This window comes from Lentzea nigeriaca, from assembly GCF_016907955.1.
Taxonomy (GTDB): domain Bacteria; phylum Actinomycetota; class Actinomycetes; order Mycobacteriales; family Pseudonocardiaceae; genus Lentzea; species Lentzea nigeriaca.
This window is the reverse complement of sequence record NZ_JAFBCX010000002.1, coordinates 474253-491720: the sequence shown is the minus strand read 5'-3', so window position 1 is coordinate 491720 and position 17468 is coordinate 474253. Positions and strand designations below refer to the sequence as shown.

The following is a 17468-nucleotide window of genomic DNA, read 5'->3' as shown; positions in this document are numbered from 1 at the left end:
CACGACACACCTGCCGGGCTTCGGCAACGGGCTCACCGCAACCGGCCCCTGATCAGCTCGATCGCCTCCGCCCGCGAGGAGGCGGACGTGCGCAGCAGCCCGCGCACCGCCGACGTCGTCGTGCGCGAGCCGGGCTTGCGCACGCCGCGCATGCCCATGCACAGGTGCTCCGCCTCGACGACCACGATCACGCCGCGCGGTTCCAGCCTGCGCACCAGCGCGTCCGCGACCTGCGAGGTCAGCCGTTCCTGCACCTGCGGCCGCTTCGAGTAGAGGTCGACGAGCCGTGCGAGCTTCGACAGCCCCGTCACCCTGCCCGCCTCGTTCGGGATGTACCCGACGTGCGCGACGCCGTGGAACGGCAGCAGGTGGTGCTCGCAGAAGCTGAACATCGGGATGTCGGTGACGAGGACGAGCTCCTCGTGGCTCTCGTCGAACGTCTTCGCGAGCACGCTGTCCGCGTCGGTGTAGAGGCCCGCGAACAACTCCCGGTAAGCCCGCGCCACCCGAGCGGGCGTCTCGCGCAGGCCCTCGCGCTCCGGATCCTCACCGCACGCGATCAGCAGCTCGCGCACCGCCGCCTCAGCGCGCGCCTGGTCGAAGACCCGCCGCGCGGAGACGCCGGCCTCCCCGTTGCGGGTGAGACCGGCGTCTGCGTCGAGCTGGTGCTGCTCTGTCACTGCCGCTCGTCCTGATCCGACTGCGGCTTCTTCGGCTCCCAGACGTTGTGCGGCTTGCCGCCGGGCACGGTCGCCGGGGTCCATCCGGGCGGGGCGCCGTAGTTCGGCGGGCCCGACTGGTTCGTCGGCTGGTGCACGCCGTTGGAACCGTTCGGCGACGGCAGCTCCTCGGTCGGCGCCGCAGCAGGCTCCTGCTGCAACTCCTTCTCGATGGTGTCCTCGACGACCGGCGGCCACGGCTCCCCGCGCTCCTTGGCGAGCTCGCCGGGGGTCTTGATCGGCGGGATGTCGGACGGCGTGCGGTCACCGAAGTCGTTGAACTGGGTGATCCGCGGCCGCTTCTCGACGCCCGTGAAGATCCGCTCCAGGTCCTTGCGGTGCAGCGTCTCCTTCTCGAGCAGCTCGCGAGTGAGGTTGTCGAGGACGTCGCGGTAGGTGTTGAGCACCTCGTACGCCTCGGTGTGCGCGGCCTCGATGAGCTTGCGCACCTCCTCGTCGATCTCGTGCGCGACCTCGAGCGAGTAGTCGGCCTGACGGCCCGCCGAGCGGCCGAGGAACGGCTCGCCCTGCTCCTGGCCGTACTTCACGGCGCCGAGCCGCGCGCTCATGCCGTACTCGGTGACCATCGCGCGAGCGATCTTGGTCGCCTGCTCGATGTCGTTGGACGCGCCGGTGGTGGGCTCGTGGAAGACGAGCTCCTCGGCCGAGCGGCCACCCAGTGCGAACACCAGCCGCGCGATCATCTCGGACCTGGTCATCAGGTCCTTGTCCTCCTCCGGCACCGCGAGGGCGTGACCACCCGTGCGGCCGCGGGCGAGGATCGTGACCTTGTAGAGCGGGTCGATGTCCGGCATGGCCCACGCGGCCAGGGCGTGCCCTGCCTCGTGGTACGCGGTGATCTTCTTCTCCTTCTCGGAGATGATCCTGCTCTTGCGGGCAGGACCGCCGATCACGCGGTCGACGGACTCCTCCAGCGCGGCCGCCGTGATGACGTGGCCGTTCTGGCGGGCGGTGAGCAGCGCGGCCTCGTTGATGACGTTCGCGAGGTCGGCGCCGGAGAACCCGACGGTGCGCTTCGCGAGACCGTCGAGGTCGGCGTCGGAGGCGAGCGGCTTGCCCTTCGAGTGCACCCGGAGGATCTGCCTGCGGCCCTTCATGTCCGGCGCGGACACCGGGATCTGGCGGTCGAAACGGCCAGGACGCAGCAGCGCGGGGTCGAGGATGTCGGGACGGTTCGTCGCCGCGATCAGGATGATCCCGCCGCGCGAGTCGAAGCCGTCCATCTCGACGAGCAGCTGGTTCAGCGTCTGCTCGCGCTCGTCGTGACCACCGCCGAGACCGGCACCGCGGTGGCGGCCCACCGCGTCGATCTCGTCGACGAAGATGATGCACGGCGCGTTCTGCTTGGCCTGCTCGAACAGGTCGCGCACACGCGAGGCGCCGACACCGACGAACATCTCGACGAAGTCCGAGCCGGAGATCGAGTAGAACGGGACGCCGGCCTCACCGGCGACGGCCCTGGCGAGCAGCGTCTTACCGGTTCCAGGCGGGCCGTACAGCAGCACGCCCTTCGGGATCTTCGCGCCGAGCGCCTGGTAGCGGCCGGGGTTCTGGAGGAAGTCCTTGATCTCCTCGAGCTCCTCGACGGCCTCCTCGGCACCGGCGACGTCGGCGAACGTCGTCTTGGGCATGTCCTTGGACAGCTGCTTGGCCTTGGACTTGCCGAAGTTCAGGACGCGGTTACCGCCGCCCTGGGCGTTGTTCATCATCCACATCAGCAGCAGCAACAGCAGGCCGAGCGGCACGAGGTAGATCAGGATCTGCATCAGGATGGACTCCTGGCTGACCTTGGTCTCCACGGTCGGCTTGTTGCCGGCCTGGTCGAGGACGTTGAAGATCTCGTCCGTCGCGCTGGCCGGGAACTGCGTGATGAGGCGGTTGCTGCCCTCGAACGTCGTACCGTCGGTGAGGGTGAGCCGGAGCCGCTGCTCCTTGTCCTCGATCGTGGCTTCCTTGACCTTGCCGTCCCGCACCTGTTGGAGCGCTTGGGACGTCTTGACCGGGTGGTAGCCCCGTGAGTCGTCGAAGAGCACGGTGAAGACGAAGTAGAGCAGCAACACCGCAGCGATCCACAGCAGCGGGTTGCGAAGCAGGCGCTTGCGGTCCATGCACTTACGGCCGGCGGGCGGCCTCGACCCTCCCTGACTTGCGCGTCGGGCAGTGGAAGACCCACATACCGCGTCCGACCAGCCTACCGCCCGCTGGTCGGGTACTGAGCAACCAACGGTCGGCGACCGTCCCGGGTTCCCGCCCGTGACCCCTGCCACGCACGTTCACGCTGTTTGGTTCATCCGGAACAAATACGGCCGTCCAGACGAGTGACGCAGCTCACGCCATCTCATTACGTTTGGGGGTCACATGTCATCCTCATTCGATCCCCCGAGTGTTTCCCCGCCACTCGAAAGAGTGAACACGTGACCGAAGGTAAGTAACTGTATGTCAGCACGTCACACGTCCCCCGGATTGTTCCGGCGGGTGGCTCTGCCCGTGGCCGCCCTGCTCGGAGTGGTCGCGGCGGCGGGCGTCACGGTCGTGGCACTGCGTGTCACCAGCGGCGCCGACTGCTCCGGCGCACTGCCGTTGAAGGTCGCCGTCACACCCGCCGCGTTAGATGTGGTGAACGCGGCGGCGCAGGACTACCAGCGGTCACAACCGGTCGTGAACGGCCGGTGCGTCCAGGTCCAGGTCGAGTCGCGCAACGCGGCCGACGTGGCGAACGAGCTCCCCACCGCGCAGATCAACCCCCACGCCCTGTGGATCCCCGACTCCTCGATGTGGGCCGCGGAGGCCCAGCGCCAGGCCGCCGAGACCGGCCCGGAGGCCCCGAAGCTGGACATCAAGCCCTCGCTCGCCTCCAGCCCGCTCGTGCTGGCCGGTTCCGAGAAGGCCATGGGCAAGATCGGCTTCCCGGTCTCGCCAGTGTCCTGGTCCAAGGTCCTCGACACCAAGGTCAGCGTCTCCCTGAGCGACCCGACGATGACCTCGGAGGGCCTCGCCACCCTCTTCGTGATCCGCACGCTGCTCGGCAACCCGGACGGAACGCCGAAGCCGGAGCTGGTCGGCGCCCTGCTGCGCGTGGGCCGCAACGCCGTGCCGTCGGTGCGCGACGCGTTCGGCAAGGTCACCACCGACGCCGACAAGGCGCCGCTCTTCGCAGCCCCCGAGCAGTCGGTGGTGGCGAACAACCGCTCGGTCAGGGACAACGCCGTTCTGGGCGCCCCGCCCAAGGAGGGCACGCTCTCGTTCGACTACCCGCTCGTCCGCGTCTCGCGCCAGAACGAGCCGGACGGCATCGGCGAGGCGGCGGCCGAGTTCGAGAAGGTCCTCCGCTCCGCCGACACCGTGAAGCGCTTCGGCGAGGCGGGCTTCCGCACCGTGCAGGGCGCCGCGCCGGCCAAGTGGTCGACCGACGTCGAGGGCGTGCAGGCGGGCGACGTGAAGCTGATCGAGACGCCGAACGCCGACCAGGTCTCCGAGCTGCTGCGCACGTGGGGCGCCATCAGCCTGGACATGCGGATGCTGACCGTCATCGACGTCTCCGGCTCGATGATCGAGAAGGGCCGGAACGGCAAGACCCGCATCGAGGCGGCCACCGAGGCCTCCATGACCGCGCTCGGAATGCTGCCGGACACCACGCAGATCGGCCTGTGGGCGTTCTCGACCGACAAGAAGCCGCCGCAGGACTGGATCGAGCTGGTGCCGATAGGGCCGCTGGGTGAACCCCTGGCGGGCGTCACGCGCCGCAAGCGGCTGGAGGCCGGCGCCAGCCAGCTGACCGGGCTCGTCGGCGGCGGCACGGCGCTGAACGACACGACGCTGGCGGCGTTCCGGCACGTGCTGGCCGGGTACGACCCGTCGAAGGTCAACTCCGTCGTGCTGATGACGGACGGGCGCAACGACGACATCTCGTCGATCGACACCGCCGCGTTGATCGAGACGCTGAAGCGGGAGGCGGATCCCGCGAAGCCGGTGCCGATCATCATGGTCGGCCTCGGTGACGAGGTCGACATGGACGCGCTGCGAGCCATTGCGGCCGCTACCGGCGGCAAGGCGTATCAGGCGCCGAACCCGGAGGACATCCGCGGCGTGCTGCTGGACGCGGTCTCGCAACGCCGCTGCCGTCCGAACTGCTGACCGTTTGAACGATGAAGGGAACCTCTATCCACCTCACGTGGATAAAGGTTCCCTTCATCGTGTTTCAGCTGGAGTAGACCTTCGGGTCCAGCGTGCCGATGTACGGCAGGTCGCGGTAGCGCTCGGCGTAGTCGAGGCCGTAGCCGACGACGAACTCGTTGGGAATGTCGAAGCCGACGTACTTGACCGGCACCTCGACCTTCACCGCGTCGGGCTTGCGCAGCAGCGTGCAGACCTCCAGGGACCGCGGCTTGCGCGACTGCAGGTTCTTCAGCAGCCACGACAGCGTGAGGCCCGAGTCGATGATGTCCTCGACGATCACGACCCTGCGGTCGGCGATGTCGCGGTCCAGGTCCTTCAGGATCCGCACCACGCCCGAGGAGGACGTGGAGGAGCCGTAGGACGAAACGGCCATGAACTCGAGCTGCACCGGGACGGGCAGCGCGCGGGCGAGATCGGCCATGAACATCACAGCGCCCTTGAGGACGGTGATCAGCACGAGGTCGGAGTCACCTTCTGGGTGATCGTCCGCGACCTGCTTGGCGAGCTCGGTGACCTTGTCGCTGATCTCCTGCTCGGTGATGAGCACGGATGCGATGTCGCCGTCGTACACGGACAGGTCCCCTCTGCTTAAGACTCTGGTTCGACAACGAGCCTGCCATGCGCGCGCCGCACGACAAAGCCACCGGGTAGCCAGACACCGCCCTGACCGCGCCATTCACTCACCAGTGCGTCAACACGGCGCAGGTGCGAATCGGACAGTTCAGGCACGCCCGCCTCGATGAGCCACGACCTGAGCACTCTCCGTCTCAGTGCGACGGGCAACTCCGAGATGTCGTCAACGGCACAGCAGTCACCGCTGAACGCCGCGGCCAGGGCGTCGAGTGCGTCACAGTCCTCGCGCAGCTGGGCCGCCGTGCGGGCCAACGACGCCGCGACGCCGCCCTGCAGCACGTCCTCCAGCAACGGCAGGACTTCCGCACGCAAGCGCACGCGCGTGTACGACGGGTCGGAGTTGTGCGGGTCCTCCCACACCTCGATGCCCTGCTCCGCGCAGAACGCACGGGTGGCGGCCCGCGTCACGCCGAGCAGCGGGCGGCCCCACGGCGGGTCGAGGGTGCGCATCCCCGCGATCGAGCGCGGACCCGAGCCGCGGCCCAGGCCCAGCAGCACGGTCTCGGCCTGGTCGTCGAGGGTGTGGCCGAGCAGCACGAGGCCGGAAGCAGGCCTCAGGGCCGCGTAGCGCGCCTTGCGGGCCGCTGCCTCGGGGCCGCCGGGGCCGGAGACCTCGACGGCCTCCACGCGCGCCACCAGGCCGAACTCCTCGCACTGCCCGGCCGCGCGCAGGGCCACCTCGCCCGAACCCGGCTGCAGCTGGTGGTCGACGATCACGGCCGAGGCTCCGGGCACGAACCTGCCGACGCAGGCGGCCAGTGCCAACGAGTCGGCGCCGCCGGAGACCGCGACGGTCACCGCGTCCGGGCGCACCTCGTCGAGGAACCTCCTGACGGCCGTCCTGACCTCGGCGACCGGACCGTTCATGGGGCCACGCGGCGCAGCCACGTCATCGGCTCGGCGATCTCCGCCCTGGTCGGCAGGGTGTCGGCCGAGGTCCAGATCGCGTTGAAGCCGTCCATGCCGACGCGTTCCACGACGTACTCGGTGAAGGCCGCGCCCTCCTCGTACTGGCGCACCTTCGCGTCCACGCCGAGCAGCGTGCGCAGGACGCGGTCGAGCAGGCCGCCGCCCTTGCGGCGCGCGGTGAAGCGGCTGCGGATCGTCGAGACGGACGGCACGACGGTGGGACCCACCGCGTCCATCACGTGGTCCGCGTGGCCTTCGAGCAAAGTGGACAGTGCGATCAGCCGGTCCAGCACGGCTTTCTGCTGCGGCGACTGGATGAGCTCGATCAGTCCGATCGGGCCGTCGCCCGCGCGCAGCTTGTGCCGGAAGTCGCGGATCACGTCCGGCAGCGGCGCGCGGTCTTCGTCCATTGTGGAGAGAAGAGCAGTGACCTGGTCGGAGAAGTACTTGCGCAGCCACGGCACGCCGGTGAACTGCAGGCGGTGCGTGCACTCGTGCAGGCACACCCACATCCGGAAGTCGTCGTCGGGGACGTCCAGAGCCTGTTGTGCGCCAACGATGTTCGGCGCGACGAGCAGGAGTCGTCCTGCCAGCTGCTCGTTCGGGCTGAACGGGTCGTACTGGCCGAGCACCCGCGACGACAGGAACGCCATCACGACGCCCGCCTGCACACCGGCGGTGCCCGCGAGGATGCTCGCCATGGCGCCGGCCTGACGCGGCATCGCGGGCGCGGTCAGGGCGGCGAGGCCCTGCGCGGCTGCCCTGACCCACGCGGGACGGTCGACGACCTCGCCCGGCAGCAGCGGCAGACCCTGCCCCAGGCCCGTCAGCTCGCGGACGTGCACCTCCGCCCGAGGCGCGAGCTCGCGAAGTCTGCCGACGACGTGGTCGGCCTCGTCCTTCCCGATCACCGGGCCTGGCCGCACGAGCCGCACGGCGGTCGCCACCGCCAGCTCCCAGTCCACCGGGCCGAGCTCTGCCTCCGTCGCGCCGTTCACCCTGCCGAAGTTACCTGCGCGCGCCCCGCTACGAACAGCCACAGCCGCGCAACGCAGCGGCCATCACGTCGAGCGCCGGCCGCACCTCGGTCTCCGGGTTGCGGTTGCTCGCCGACATGAACGCGAACACGAGCACCCGGCCGTCCACGTCGACGACCATCCCGGCGAGGGCGTTGACGCCGGTGAGCGTGCCGGTCTTGGCCCGCACCCAGCCCTTGCCGCCGGACGCGCTGCCGCCGTAGCGACCGGCCAGCGTGCCGCTGCCGCCCGCCACCGGCAGTGCCGTCAGCAACGGCCGCAGCTTCGCCGTGCGCGGGTCGTCCAGGCTGGGCTTGGCCGCCGTGGCCAGCACGTCCGTGAGCAGCTTGGCCGGGATCCTGTTCGTGGCCGACAGGCCGCTGCCGTCGACGAAGTTCGCCCCGGTGAGGTCGAACCCGTTCTTGCTCAGGATGTCCCGCACGGCCTTGACCCCGCCCGCGAACGACGGCTCGTTGCCCGTCTTGATCGCGATCTCGCGGGCGATCGCCTCGGTGAGCACGTTGTCGGAGATCTGCATCATGTTGTCGACGAGCTGCTCGATCGGCGCCGACTTGATCTCACCGAGCACCTGCGCGCCCTGCGGTGCCGTCCCTGCCGTGGCGCCAGGAGCCCCGATGCGCTGCGCGAACGCGTCCGCCGCCGACTGGGCGGGGCTACCGGTGCGCGCCGACACGTCGTTCTTCGGGTTGAGCCGGCCGCCGTCGAGCATGAACGGCACGATCGGCGCCACCGAGCCGCCGGCGATGTCGGCCGTCTCCCACTGCGGGCCCAGCGGCTCGCCGACGTACCGGCTCAGGTCGAACTGGACCTTGGCGACCGCGCCCTTCTGCTTCACCTGGTTGACCAGGTCGTCGAGGGTCGCCGCGCCGGGGTAGACGGTGCTGCCGGGCGTGCCGGAGATCGTCGGGTCGCCACCGCCGACGATCACCACGGTGCCGGGCTCCGCGCCCTGGACGACCTTCGTCGACAGCTGCTCGGTCTTCTCCAGGCTGAGCAGCGCCGCGGCCGCCGTGAGGATCTTGAGGCTCGACGCGGGCGTCGCGGGCGTGGTGGCGCCCTGCTGCCACAGGGCCGTGCCGCTGGCCGGGTCGACGACGCTGCCGGTCAGGGTGCCGAGCGCGGAGTTGCCGGAAGGGCCGTTGAGGGCTGATTTCACACCGGCGGCGCTCGGCGCCGGTCCACCCGCGTTGGCTGCCTTGACCAGCGGCTGGACCGCGGCGGGCGGGGCGGGGGGCTTGGTCTCGACAGCCGCGGGCCCGCCGAACTCGTTGACCGCGTAGACGGTGGCGCCGGCGAGCGCCGCGACGACCAGCAGGCCGAGCGCGGCGGCGAGCGCCTTGCGGCCCTTCCTGGGCTCGTCGGAGCCGGTCAGCCGGTCTTCCGGCTCCTCGTCGTAACCCGAGACCGGGAGCGTCTCGCGAACTTTCTCTTCCTGACGAGGCGCGGGCGGCGGAGTTGGCTGCTCGACGCGCGGAGGTTCCTGGCGAGGAGGCTGCGGGCGCGGGGGGCGGGACTCCGGTCTGACCGGCTGGTCGAACCACGAGGGCTCCACCGCGGGCAACTGGTCCACCCGAGCCGTCTTCGCGGCCACCGGGGTGGCGTCGGAGCCCGGCCCGATGCGCATCGGCGTGGCCCTCGGCGGCTCGACCGGCCGAGGTTGGCCGCCGTCCGGTCCAACCTGCCCGTGAGACTTCCCACCGGAAGATCCACCGGAAGGGCCACCGGAACCGTTCAAAGGCCCACTCGGAGTACCGGGACCCCGGCCGCCGGCGTTCGGAGCGGGAGGGACGGGGGACGACCGCAGAGGCTCCTGAGTGGACGGTGGCTTCAGCACGGAGGCGACCGGCAGGCGCATGGTCGGCTGATCCAGCGACGGGCGGCTGACCTGCAGCGTCGGCACCTCGGACGCCGACGCAAGATCGGTGTCGTCGTCCTCGGTCGGCCACTGGGGCTCGTCCGGCAAGGGGGCCTCCGTCAGCTCGGTACGGGCAATCTCACACCCTCCGGCCGCCGCTCCGATGAGGGTTGACAGGGCGTCGTGGTCCACACTAGTGGCGTCACGAATGGGCTACATGAGCGAGGACCAGTGGAGTTCGACGTCACGATCGAGATCCCCAAGGGAGTGCGCAACAAGTACGAGGTGGACCACAAGACTGGTCGCATCCGCCTCGACCGCACGTTGTTCACGGCGACGCAGTACCCCGCCGACTACGGGTTCATCGAGGACACCCTGGGCGAGGACGGCGACCCCCTGGACGCCCTCGTGCTCGTTCAGGAGCCGACGTTCCCCGGCTGCCTGATCAAGGCCCGCGCCATCGGCATGTTCCGCATGACCGACGAGAAGGGTGGCGACGACAAGGTTCTGTGCGTCCCCGCCGACGACCCGCGGCACGAGCACCTGCGGGACATCCACCACCTGGCGGAGTTCGACCGCCTGGAGATCCAGCACTTCTTCGAGGTCTACAAGGACCTTGAGCCCGGCAAGAGCGTCGAGGGTGCGACCTGGGTCGGCCGCACCGAGGCCGAGGCCGAGATCGTCCGCTCCTACCAGCGTCTGAAGGACGCCGAGGCGCACGGCGAAGAGCACTGAGAACGCGAAAAGAGGGGCCGCACCAGCGGCCCCTCTTTTTTGTGCCTCGAATCAGACCGCGACGGCCTCGGCGTCGGCCACGCGCTCCAGGCCCGACTTGGTGGAGAGCGGCTTCTCGCGCAGGAACCACACGAGGACGAACGCCGCCACCATCACGATGCCGCCGGTCATGAAGACCAGGTCGATCGCGCCGGAGAAGCCGTCCAGGAACGGCTTGGCCAGCACCGGGTCGAGGTGGTTGAGGAACTCGGTGTTGTTGATGTCCACACCGGACCCGCCACCCGCCTGCAGCGACTTGGCGAACTCCGGGTTGTGGGCCAGAGCGACCTTGAACGCCTCGGTCTGCATGGCGGCCTTGAGGCCCTCGGCGATCTTGTCGCCGACCGTGCTGAACAGGATCGACAGGAACACCGCGGTACCGACGGTGCCACCGATCTGGCGGAAGAACGTCGCCGAAGCGGTCGCCACACCCATGTCACGCGGCTCGGCGTCGTTCTGGATCGCCAGCAGCAGCGTCTGCATGCACTGACCCAGACCGGCACCCATGACGAACATGTAGATCATGACGAGCCAGTTCGGCGTCTCCGTGCCGATGGTGCTGAACAGGAACAGCGCGATCGACATCAACGCGGCGCCGATGATCGGGAAGATCTTGTAGCGCCCGGTCTTCGACGTGATCCGGCCCGCGGTCGCGGTGGCCGACATGATGCCGAACGTCATGGGCAGCAGCATCAGACCGGAGACCGTCGGCGAGACGCCCTTCACGATCTGCAGGTAGAGCGGGATGGAGACCATGCCGCCGAACATGCCGATGCCGAGCACGAAGTTGATCGTGTTGCCCAGCGCGAAGGTGTGGTTGCGGAACATCCGGATCGGCAGTAACGCCTCGTCGCCCATGCGGGACTCGACGAGGACGAACGCCAGCAGACCGAGCACACCGATCACGTACATGGCGATCGACGTGCCGGACGCCCACCCCCACTCGCGGCCCTGCTCGGCCACGATCAGCAACGGCACCAGGCCGACGGTCAACGCCGCCGCGCCGCCGAAGTCGATGCGGTGGTCGACCCGCTTGTGCGGGATGTTCAGCACGCGGCCGACGACGAACAGCGCCAGCAGCGCGATCGGCACGTTGACCAGGAACACCCAGCGCCAGCCGGTGACGCCGACGAACGAGTCCAGACCGGCGAACACGCCACCGATGACCGGTCCGAGCACGCTCGCCGAACCGAACACGGCCATGAAGTACGCCGAGTACTTGTTGCGCTCACGCGGCGAGATGATGTCGGCCATGATCGCGAACGCGAGCGACATCAGACCGCCGGCGCCGAGACCCTGCACCGCGCGGAACGCGGCCAGCTCGTACATCGACGTCGCGATGCCCGACAGCAGCGATCCGAGCAGGAACAGCGAGATCGCCGCGAGGTACATCGGCTTGCGGCCGTAGATGTCGGACAGCTTGCCGTACAACGGCGTCGTGATGGTCGCGGTGATCAGGTAGGCGGTCGTCGCCCACGCCTGCAGCGTCTGCCCGTGCAGCTGGTCCGCGATGGTCTTCATGGCGCTGGCGACGATCATCTGGTCCAGCGCCGCGAGGAACATGCCCAGCAGCAGGCCGGACAGCACCGTCATGATCTGCCGGTGCGTCAGGGAGACCCCTGTCGTGGGTGTCGCCTCGGTTGTTTCTGACATCTCTACTTTTCCCCTCCTGCGCGGGTCCCCGTCCCGCGTTCGGTCAATAGCGCCGGAATCGTGCGCTCGTAGTCCTGGACAAAGCGTTCGAACAGATCCGCGAAGCCCTTGAAGTCCTCGTCGGCCCAGTCCGCGAACACCCGCTCGATCGCCTCGTTGCGCTGCCGGCGCCGCTCTAGGAGCAACTGGCGCCCTGCCTCGGTGACCGCGAGAACGCTGGCCCGGCCGTCAGCCGGATCAGCGTGCCTCTCCACGAGCCCGTCCTTCACCAGCCCGGCTACCTGCCTGCTGACCGTGGACGGGTCGGAGAGCACCGCCTCCGCCAGCGCGCTCGAGCGGCACTCACCGAGACCGGAGAGCGTCGCGAGGAGCACGAAGGCGGACTTGTCCATCCCCTGCTTGGCCATCTGGTGGGCGACCTGGGCGTGCATCTTGTTCAGGCGCACCATCGCCATGCCCACCCGATCCGCGAGCTCGTGCTCGGGATCGATGGGCACGCACCTGCCCGGATCCACCATCTGACACCTCGTTGCTTGTATCACCCAACTAGTTGCTCGCTACAAGCATCCATCTCGGTTCGCGGAAATGCAAGTGAGTTTCGAGTCTCACTCCGCAGTGGAGCGGCGCGAGCGCGGTGAGTGGTGTTACCGACGGGTAGCAAACCGGGTTACTCGCCGGTAGCATCCGTCTCATGAGCCAAGACGTGTCGTTCGTCGCCGACGCCATGAAGCAGGCCGTGCCACTGGTGAAGACCACCGGGATCGAGTTCGAGGAGGTCTCGGCCGGCCGCGTCGTCGCGACGCTGCCGGACGACGAGACGCTGCGCAACCACGTCGGCGGGCCGCACGCCGCGATGATGTTCGGTCTCGGCGAGACCGCGTCCGGGGCCGTCGTGATGGCCGCGTTCGCCGCGCACCTCGGCAAGGCCACGCCGCTCGTCGTCCGCGCGGAGATCGCCTACAAAAAGGTCGCGATGGGCGCGCTGCGCGCGGAGGCCGTTCTGGGCCGCCCGGCCGACGAGGTGCTGGCCGAACTGGAGTCCGGCACGAGGCCCGAGTTCCCGGTCTCCGTCACCATCTCCAACGCCGAGGGCGTGACCACCGGGGAGATGACCGTGGTCTGGACCTTGAAGCCCGCACGCTGAACTGGGCATCTCCGTATTTCAGTTCGGACAACGTGTGAACCGAACCGGGCCAAATACGTAACCTTGGCCACTCTCGCGCCGGAGAGCACCATTCGGGGTCATGTCGGGGTGGAGAACTGTGGGCGGCGGAGTCCTGCTGGTTGCACTCACCGCCGGGTGTGGCGCGCAGGTACAGCAGTCGACTCCTGTCGCGGTGGAGAAGCCGGTCGGGGAACCAGTGGTGGCCACGACGTCGCCGTCGGTTCCGCCCGCGGCGCTCGGCATCACCGTGGCGTCGATCGTCGACGGACGCACGGTGATGCTGTCCGACGGCTCGAAGGCCGAGGTCAGCGGTCTCGCCCAGCCGGGACCGTGCTGGGCTGCGGCGGCTACCGGGTTCGCCAGGAGCATGCTGCTGAACCAGCAGGTGCGCTACGACCGGGCAACCGGCGCGCTCAGCCTCGCGGACGGAACGGACTTCGCGTTGCTCGCCCTGGGCAACGGCGCCGGCCGCACCGCGGGCAACCCGACGGCCGGACAGAAGGAAGCCGAGGGCGCGGCACAGCGAGTCCCCATCGGACTGTGGGGTGCTCCGTGCGGCGGCAAGGACACCACTGAGACCCCCACTCCCCCGCCACCGCCTCCTCCTCCGCCGCCACCCGCCCCGAAGCCGACCACGACGACGCCCAAGCCCAAGCCGGTGTTCTTCGCGACCTGCGAGGACGCGTGGCAGGCCGGCGCGGCGCCGATCTACTGGGGTCAGCCGGGCTACCGGGTCGAGCTGGACGGCAACCGGAACGGAATCGCCTGCGAACCCCAGTACCGCCGCTGATCCGCCCTACGCCTGGACGATGCGATTGCACGTCCACCAGCGGGGCAGTGGTCCGCGCGTGGTGCTGGTGCACGGCAGTGTGCTCGGCGGCCGTCCGCCGGACGAGGCGGAGCCGCCGCAGGCCGCGTTGCGTGCGGCGGGGTTCCCGGTCCTCGTGGTGTCCGGCGCCCACAGCGAGGCGAACGAGATCATCTGCGACACGATCGCCCGCGAGACCGGCGCGCGCCGGGCCGTGTGCCGGGGCCGTGATCACCTCGTGCCGGAAGCTTCCGAGTTCAAAGCGCTGCTGCAGAGTTTTCTAACCTCAACGGCATGAAGCTGGACAGGAGTGCCGTCGACTACACGCCCGGCAACGTCGGGGCCATCGCGAAGCGGGCGGAGGACCGGGGCTACGACGGGTTCTGGCTCGCCGAGACCAAGCACGACCCGTTCCTCGCGCTCGCGGGGGCGGCCGCGGCGACCGAGCGGATCGAGCTCGGCACGGCGATCGCGGTGGCGTTCGCGCGCAACCCGATGACCATCGCGACCACGGCGAACGACCTGCAGCTGCTGTCGGAGGGCCGGTTCAACCTCGGGCTCGGCTCGCAGATCGAAGCCCACATCACCAAGCGCTTCTACATGCCGTGGAGCAAGCCCGCCGCACGGATGCGCGAGTTCGTGCTGGCCATCCGGGCGATCTGGCACGCGTGGGAGACCGGCGAGCGGCTGGCGTTCCGCGGCGAGTTCTACAAGCACACGCTGATGACGCCGTTCTTCGATCCCGGCCCGAACCCGCACGGCACCGCGCCGATCTACCTCGCGGGCGTCGGCGAGCTGATGACCGAGGTGGCGGGCGAGGTCGCGGACGGCTTCCTGTGCCACAACTTCACGACCGAGCGGTACCTGCGCGAGGTGACGCTGCCCGCGCTCGAACGCGGCCGGGCCATGGCGGGGAAGACACTCGAGGGCTTCGAGATCAGCGGGCCGGTGTTCGCAGCGACCAACGAGCAGGAGATCGCCGACGTCAAGCGGCAGATCGCGTTCTACGGGTCGACGCCCGCGTACAAGCCGGTGCTCGACCTGCACGGCTGGGGCGCGCTGCACGAGGAGCTGCACCGGATGTCCCGACGGCAGCAGTGGGCTGAGATGAGCGAGCTGATCACGGACGAGGTGCTGCACGAGTTCGCCGTCGTCGGGTCGTCACCCGACACCGTCTCGGCCGCACTGCTGGACCGGTTCGGCGACGTCGTCACGCGGATCTCACCGTCCGCGAACGTGCTTCACCGGCCGGAGAAGTGACTGAGCCCCTGCTGTGCCAGCTCGGCGTGGAAAGCGTCGAGCTCGGCGCGCACCCCTGCAACGCCTCTCTTGCGGATCCACCTGCGTCTGCCCACGTTGGCCGCGGTCAGGGCGAACGGCAAAGCCAGCAGGGTCAGCACGAGCATCGTGATCATGTTGTCTCCTCAGGGGTTGCGAACAAGCAACGACCAATCGAGACACCGCTTACGGTACCGGGTCCAACGCCACCCATGTGGAGCAAAGTCACCGACAGCAACTCAGTTCTTGACTAATTTTGTTTTCGGTGCGACGGTGGTGCCATGTTCGAAGTGGCGGTGATCGAGGACCCCGCAGCGGCCGAGGTGTCGCTGGACCCCGTGCGAGCACGCCTGCTCGCGGAGCTGGCAGAGCCGGGATCGGCGACGATGCTCGCCGCGAAGGTCGGCCTGCCCAGGCAGAAGGTGAACTACCACCTGCGCACGCTGGAGCAGCACGGCCTGGTGGAGCTCGTCGAGGAACGGCGCAAGGGCAACGTGAACGAGCGCCTGCTCCAAGCGACCGCGGCGTCCTACGTCATCTCACCCACGGCGCTCGCGGCCGTGCAGCCCGACCCGGCGCGCTCACCCGACCGGTTGTCCGCGCGGTGGCTGCTGGCGGTCTCGGCCAGGCTGGTGCGCGACGTCGGCACGTTGATCACGGGCGCGACCAGGGCGAAGAAGCGGCTCGCGACGTTCGCGCTGGACGGCGAGGTCCGGTTCGCCACGGCGGGCGACCGCGCGGCGTTCGCGGAGGAGCTCGCCACGTGCGTGACGCGGCTCGTCGCCAAGTACCACGACGAACAGGCCGAAGGAGGGCGAGCGCACCGAGTCGTCGTCGCCCTGCACCCCAGCGTCGCCGCCCAGGAGGAGGAGTCGTGACCCGCGAGTTCGAGATCAGGAAGGAAGTCGAGGTCGAGGGGACCCCCGAGCAGGTCTGGGACGCCATCGCGACAGGGCCGGGCATCGACTCGTGGTTCATGGGCCCGCACACCGTCGACGGGCGCCTCGGTGGCCGCATATCCCTCGACCTCGGCTTCTTCCAGGAATCCTCGACGATCACCGCCTGGGAGCCGGGCAAGCGCTTCGCCTATGAGAGCGACAAGGGCGAGGACGGCACGTTCCACGCGATGGAGTACCTGGTCGAGGGCCGTGACCAGGGCTCGACGGTGCTGCGGTTCGTGCACAGCGGCATCCTCGGCGACGGCTGGGACGACGAGTACCTGGACCAGACCGCGAAGGGCTGGGACATGTACCTGTTCACGATGGCCCAGTACGTGAAGCACTTCGCGGGCAGGCACGGCACCTACGTGTTCGCGCAGTGGCCGGAGGGCGAGAAGAGCTGGCCCGCGCTGCTGAAGGCGCTCCGCGTCCCCGAGGACGCCCAGGTCGGCGACGAGGTCACCCTCGAACCGTTCGGCGTCACCGGTGTCGTCGACTACCTCGTCCGCCACGACCTGCACGAGTTCCTCGGCGTGCGCGGTGAGGACGGCCTGTACCGCTTCCACGGCACGAACGCCGTCGGCCACCACCTCTTCGGTGACGCGACGGGCCAGGCCGAGAAGTGGCAGGCGTTCCTGGCTCAGCTCGCCGGACAGACCTCGTTGACGTAGTCGGCGTGCCCGTACGGCACCACGTTCCGGTCGCGGCGGATGATCGACACCTTGCCGCCGCGATCGGCACACGACTTCTGGAACGCCTCGTCGGTGTACTCGATCTGGAAGAAGTTGTCGCCGTACGCGTCCGCGTAGGACTTGCACTCGTCGTGGACCGCGCAGTCCTCGGTGATGGCGAAGTCGAAGCCGATGTACTTCTTGCCGGAGTCGCCGAGCTCACCGCCGTTCTTCTGCGCGACGGCAAGCCCCTTCCCGTGGGCGAGCCGCACGAACGCCTTCATGAACTCCTTGGTGGCGTTGATGTCGAACGCCCCGCCGGCGCGCGCGTGCGAGTCGAGGTTGTCCGCCTCGATCGCCTGGAACCGCGAGGTCTTGCAGCCCTCGATCCACTTCTTCTGGATGTCGAGGATCTTCTGCCGCTTGTCGGGGGTGGAGATGTCGAGGATGCCCTCGCCCCACTCCGGGTCCATCATCGGCTCCCCGTCCGGCTTCTTGACCAGCAGGTCGCCGTGGTTCTGCTTCCACCAGCTCAGACTGCCCTCCATCGGGTCCGGCTGCGTCTGCAGGGCGTTGAGGTAGCAGACGTTGTAGCGGTCGCCGACGGGGATCTTGCCGCGGTCCCGGATGACGATCTTGACCTGCGCGTCCGGCTGGTAGACCCCGCCGATCTGGTAGTCGAACCGCGCGCCGGCCGGCGGCAGCTCGACGGGCGGCCCCTCCGGTTCGCTCGTGCTGCAGGAGGCGACGAGCAGGAGCAGGGCGGCAGCTGCCGCGACTGGCTTCATGCGCGGCAGTCTGTCACCCGTCGGGTAGCAGAGGTGTAACACC

18 protein-coding genes are annotated in these 17468 nt (G+C 69.1%); 8 read left to right on the top strand and 10 right to left on the bottom strand.

Going from position 1 to position 17468, the window contains the following annotated elements; translation table 11 throughout:
• Window positions 1-32 precede the first annotated feature (32 nt).
• Together folE and ftsH are read right to left on the bottom strand one after the other, a co-directional pair.
• Window positions 33-680, bottom strand: a complete 648-nt coding sequence (folE, locus tag JOD27_RS08690; RefSeq protein WP_189259557.1) for a GTP cyclohydrolase I FolE — start codon at window positions 678-680, stop codon at window positions 33-35.
• Window positions 677-2848, bottom strand: a complete 2172-nt coding sequence (gene ftsH / locus JOD27_RS08685) for an ATP-dependent zinc metalloprotease FtsH (protein WP_204761596.1) — start codon at window positions 2846-2848, stop codon at window positions 677-679. The genes folE and ftsH overlap by 4 nt, the downstream gene beginning before the upstream one ends.
• Before the next feature lie 367 nt (window positions 2849-3215).
• Here ftsH and JOD27_RS08680 point away from each other — a divergent pair, with 367 nt between their 5' ends.
• A complete protein-coding gene (locus tag JOD27_RS08680) occupies window positions 3216-4874 on the top strand; it encodes a substrate-binding domain-containing protein (RefSeq protein ID WP_307830015.1) in 1659 nt (552 codons plus the stop codon).
• 64 nt (window positions 4875-4938) lie between these two features.
• Here the strand turns inward: JOD27_RS08680 and hpt are convergent, their stop codons facing one another.
• The 4 genes from hpt to dacB are packed head-to-tail and all read right to left on the bottom strand — an operon-like array spanning window position 4939 to window position 9119.
• Window positions 4939-5487, bottom strand: a complete 549-nt coding sequence (gene hpt / locus JOD27_RS08675) for a hypoxanthine phosphoribosyltransferase (RefSeq protein WP_204761594.1) — start codon at window positions 5485-5487, stop codon at window positions 4939-4941.
• A gap of 17 nt (window positions 5488-5504) precedes the next feature.
• Window positions 5505-6416, bottom strand: a complete 912-nt coding sequence (tilS, locus tag JOD27_RS08670) for a tRNA lysidine(34) synthetase TilS (protein ID WP_204761593.1) — start codon at window positions 6414-6416, stop codon at window positions 5505-5507.
• Complete coding sequence (locus JOD27_RS08665) at window positions 6413-7456, bottom strand: Rv3626c family coenzyme F420 biosynthesis-associated protein (protein WP_204761592.1); 1044 nt, start codon at window positions 7454-7456, stop codon at window positions 6413-6415. The genes tilS and JOD27_RS08665 overlap by 4 nt, the downstream gene beginning before the upstream one ends.
• Before the next feature lie 28 nt (window positions 7457-7484).
• Window positions 7485-9119: a D-alanyl-D-alanine carboxypeptidase/D-alanyl-D-alanine endopeptidase gene (gene dacB, locus JOD27_RS08660; protein ID WP_204761591.1), complete on the bottom strand. Its 1635-nt coding sequence runs from the start codon at window positions 9117-9119 to the stop codon at window positions 7485-7487.
• A gap of 462 nt (window positions 9120-9581) precedes the next feature.
• Here dacB and JOD27_RS08655 point away from each other — a divergent pair, with 462 nt between their 5' ends.
• Complete coding sequence (locus tag JOD27_RS08655; RefSeq protein WP_204761590.1) at window positions 9582-10085, top strand: inorganic diphosphatase; 504 nt, start codon at window positions 9582-9584, stop codon at window positions 10083-10085.
• A 51-nt stretch (window positions 10086-10136) separates the two neighbouring features.
• On the opposite strand, the gene JOD27_RS08650 is transcribed toward JOD27_RS08655, so the two are convergent.
• Entirely contained in the window at window positions 10137-11777 is a 1641-nt protein-coding gene (locus JOD27_RS08650) for an MDR family MFS transporter (RefSeq protein WP_204761589.1), read from the bottom strand.
• A gap of 2 nt (window positions 11778-11779) precedes the next feature.
• Window positions 11780-12274, bottom strand: a complete 495-nt coding sequence (locus JOD27_RS08645; RefSeq protein ID WP_307830014.1) for a MarR family winged helix-turn-helix transcriptional regulator — start codon at window positions 12272-12274, stop codon at window positions 11780-11782.
• 194 nt (window positions 12275-12468) lie between these two features.
• On the opposite strand from JOD27_RS08645, the gene JOD27_RS08640 reads away from it, so the two are divergent.
• The 4 genes from JOD27_RS08640 (at window position 12469) to JOD27_RS08625 (ending at window position 15010) form a co-directional block, all read left to right on the top strand.
• Window positions 12469-12921, top strand: a complete 453-nt coding sequence (locus tag JOD27_RS08640) for a DUF4442 domain-containing protein (RefSeq protein ID WP_204761587.1) — start codon at window positions 12469-12471, stop codon at window positions 12919-12921.
• Window positions 12922-13021: 100 nt separating this feature from the next.
• Window positions 13022-13732, top strand: coding sequence for a thermonuclease family protein (locus JOD27_RS08635; RefSeq protein WP_204761586.1), 711 nt, complete (start codon window positions 13022-13024; stop codon window positions 13730-13732).
• 19 nt (window positions 13733-13751) lie between these two features.
• Entirely contained in the window at window positions 13752-14048 is a 297-nt protein-coding gene (locus tag JOD27_RS08630) for a hypothetical protein (RefSeq protein ID WP_204761585.1), read from the top strand.
• On the top strand, window positions 14045-15010 hold the full coding sequence (locus tag JOD27_RS08625) for a TIGR03617 family F420-dependent LLM class oxidoreductase (protein WP_204761584.1): 966 nt from the start codon (window positions 14045-14047) through the stop codon (window positions 15008-15010). The genes JOD27_RS08630 and JOD27_RS08625 overlap by 4 nt, the downstream gene beginning before the upstream one ends.
• Here JOD27_RS08625 and JOD27_RS08620 read toward each other — a convergent pair.
• On the bottom strand, window positions 14992-15165 hold the full coding sequence (locus JOD27_RS08620; RefSeq protein ID WP_204761583.1) for a hypothetical protein: 174 nt from the start codon (window positions 15163-15165) through the stop codon (window positions 14992-14994). The genes JOD27_RS08625 and JOD27_RS08620 overlap by 19 nt on opposite strands.
• Before the next feature lie 144 nt (window positions 15166-15309).
• Here JOD27_RS08620 and JOD27_RS08615 point away from each other — a divergent pair, with 144 nt between their 5' ends.
• Window positions 15310-15906 (top strand): ArsR/SmtB family transcription factor, encoded by a 597-nt coding sequence (locus tag JOD27_RS08615; protein WP_204761582.1) that lies wholly within the window; start codon window positions 15310-15312, stop codon window positions 15904-15906.
• Window positions 15903-16637: an SRPBCC family protein gene (locus JOD27_RS08610; protein ID WP_204761581.1), complete on the top strand. Its 735-nt coding sequence runs from the start codon at window positions 15903-15905 to the stop codon at window positions 16635-16637. The genes JOD27_RS08615 and JOD27_RS08610 overlap by 4 nt, the downstream gene beginning before the upstream one ends.
• On the opposite strand, the gene JOD27_RS08605 is transcribed toward JOD27_RS08610, so the two are convergent.
• Window positions 16607-17425 (bottom strand): endo alpha-1,4 polygalactosaminidase, encoded by an 819-nt coding sequence (locus tag JOD27_RS08605; RefSeq protein ID WP_204761580.1) that lies wholly within the window; start codon window positions 17423-17425, stop codon window positions 16607-16609. The genes JOD27_RS08610 and JOD27_RS08605 overlap by 31 nt on opposite strands.
• Window positions 17426-17468: the final 43 nt, after the last annotated feature.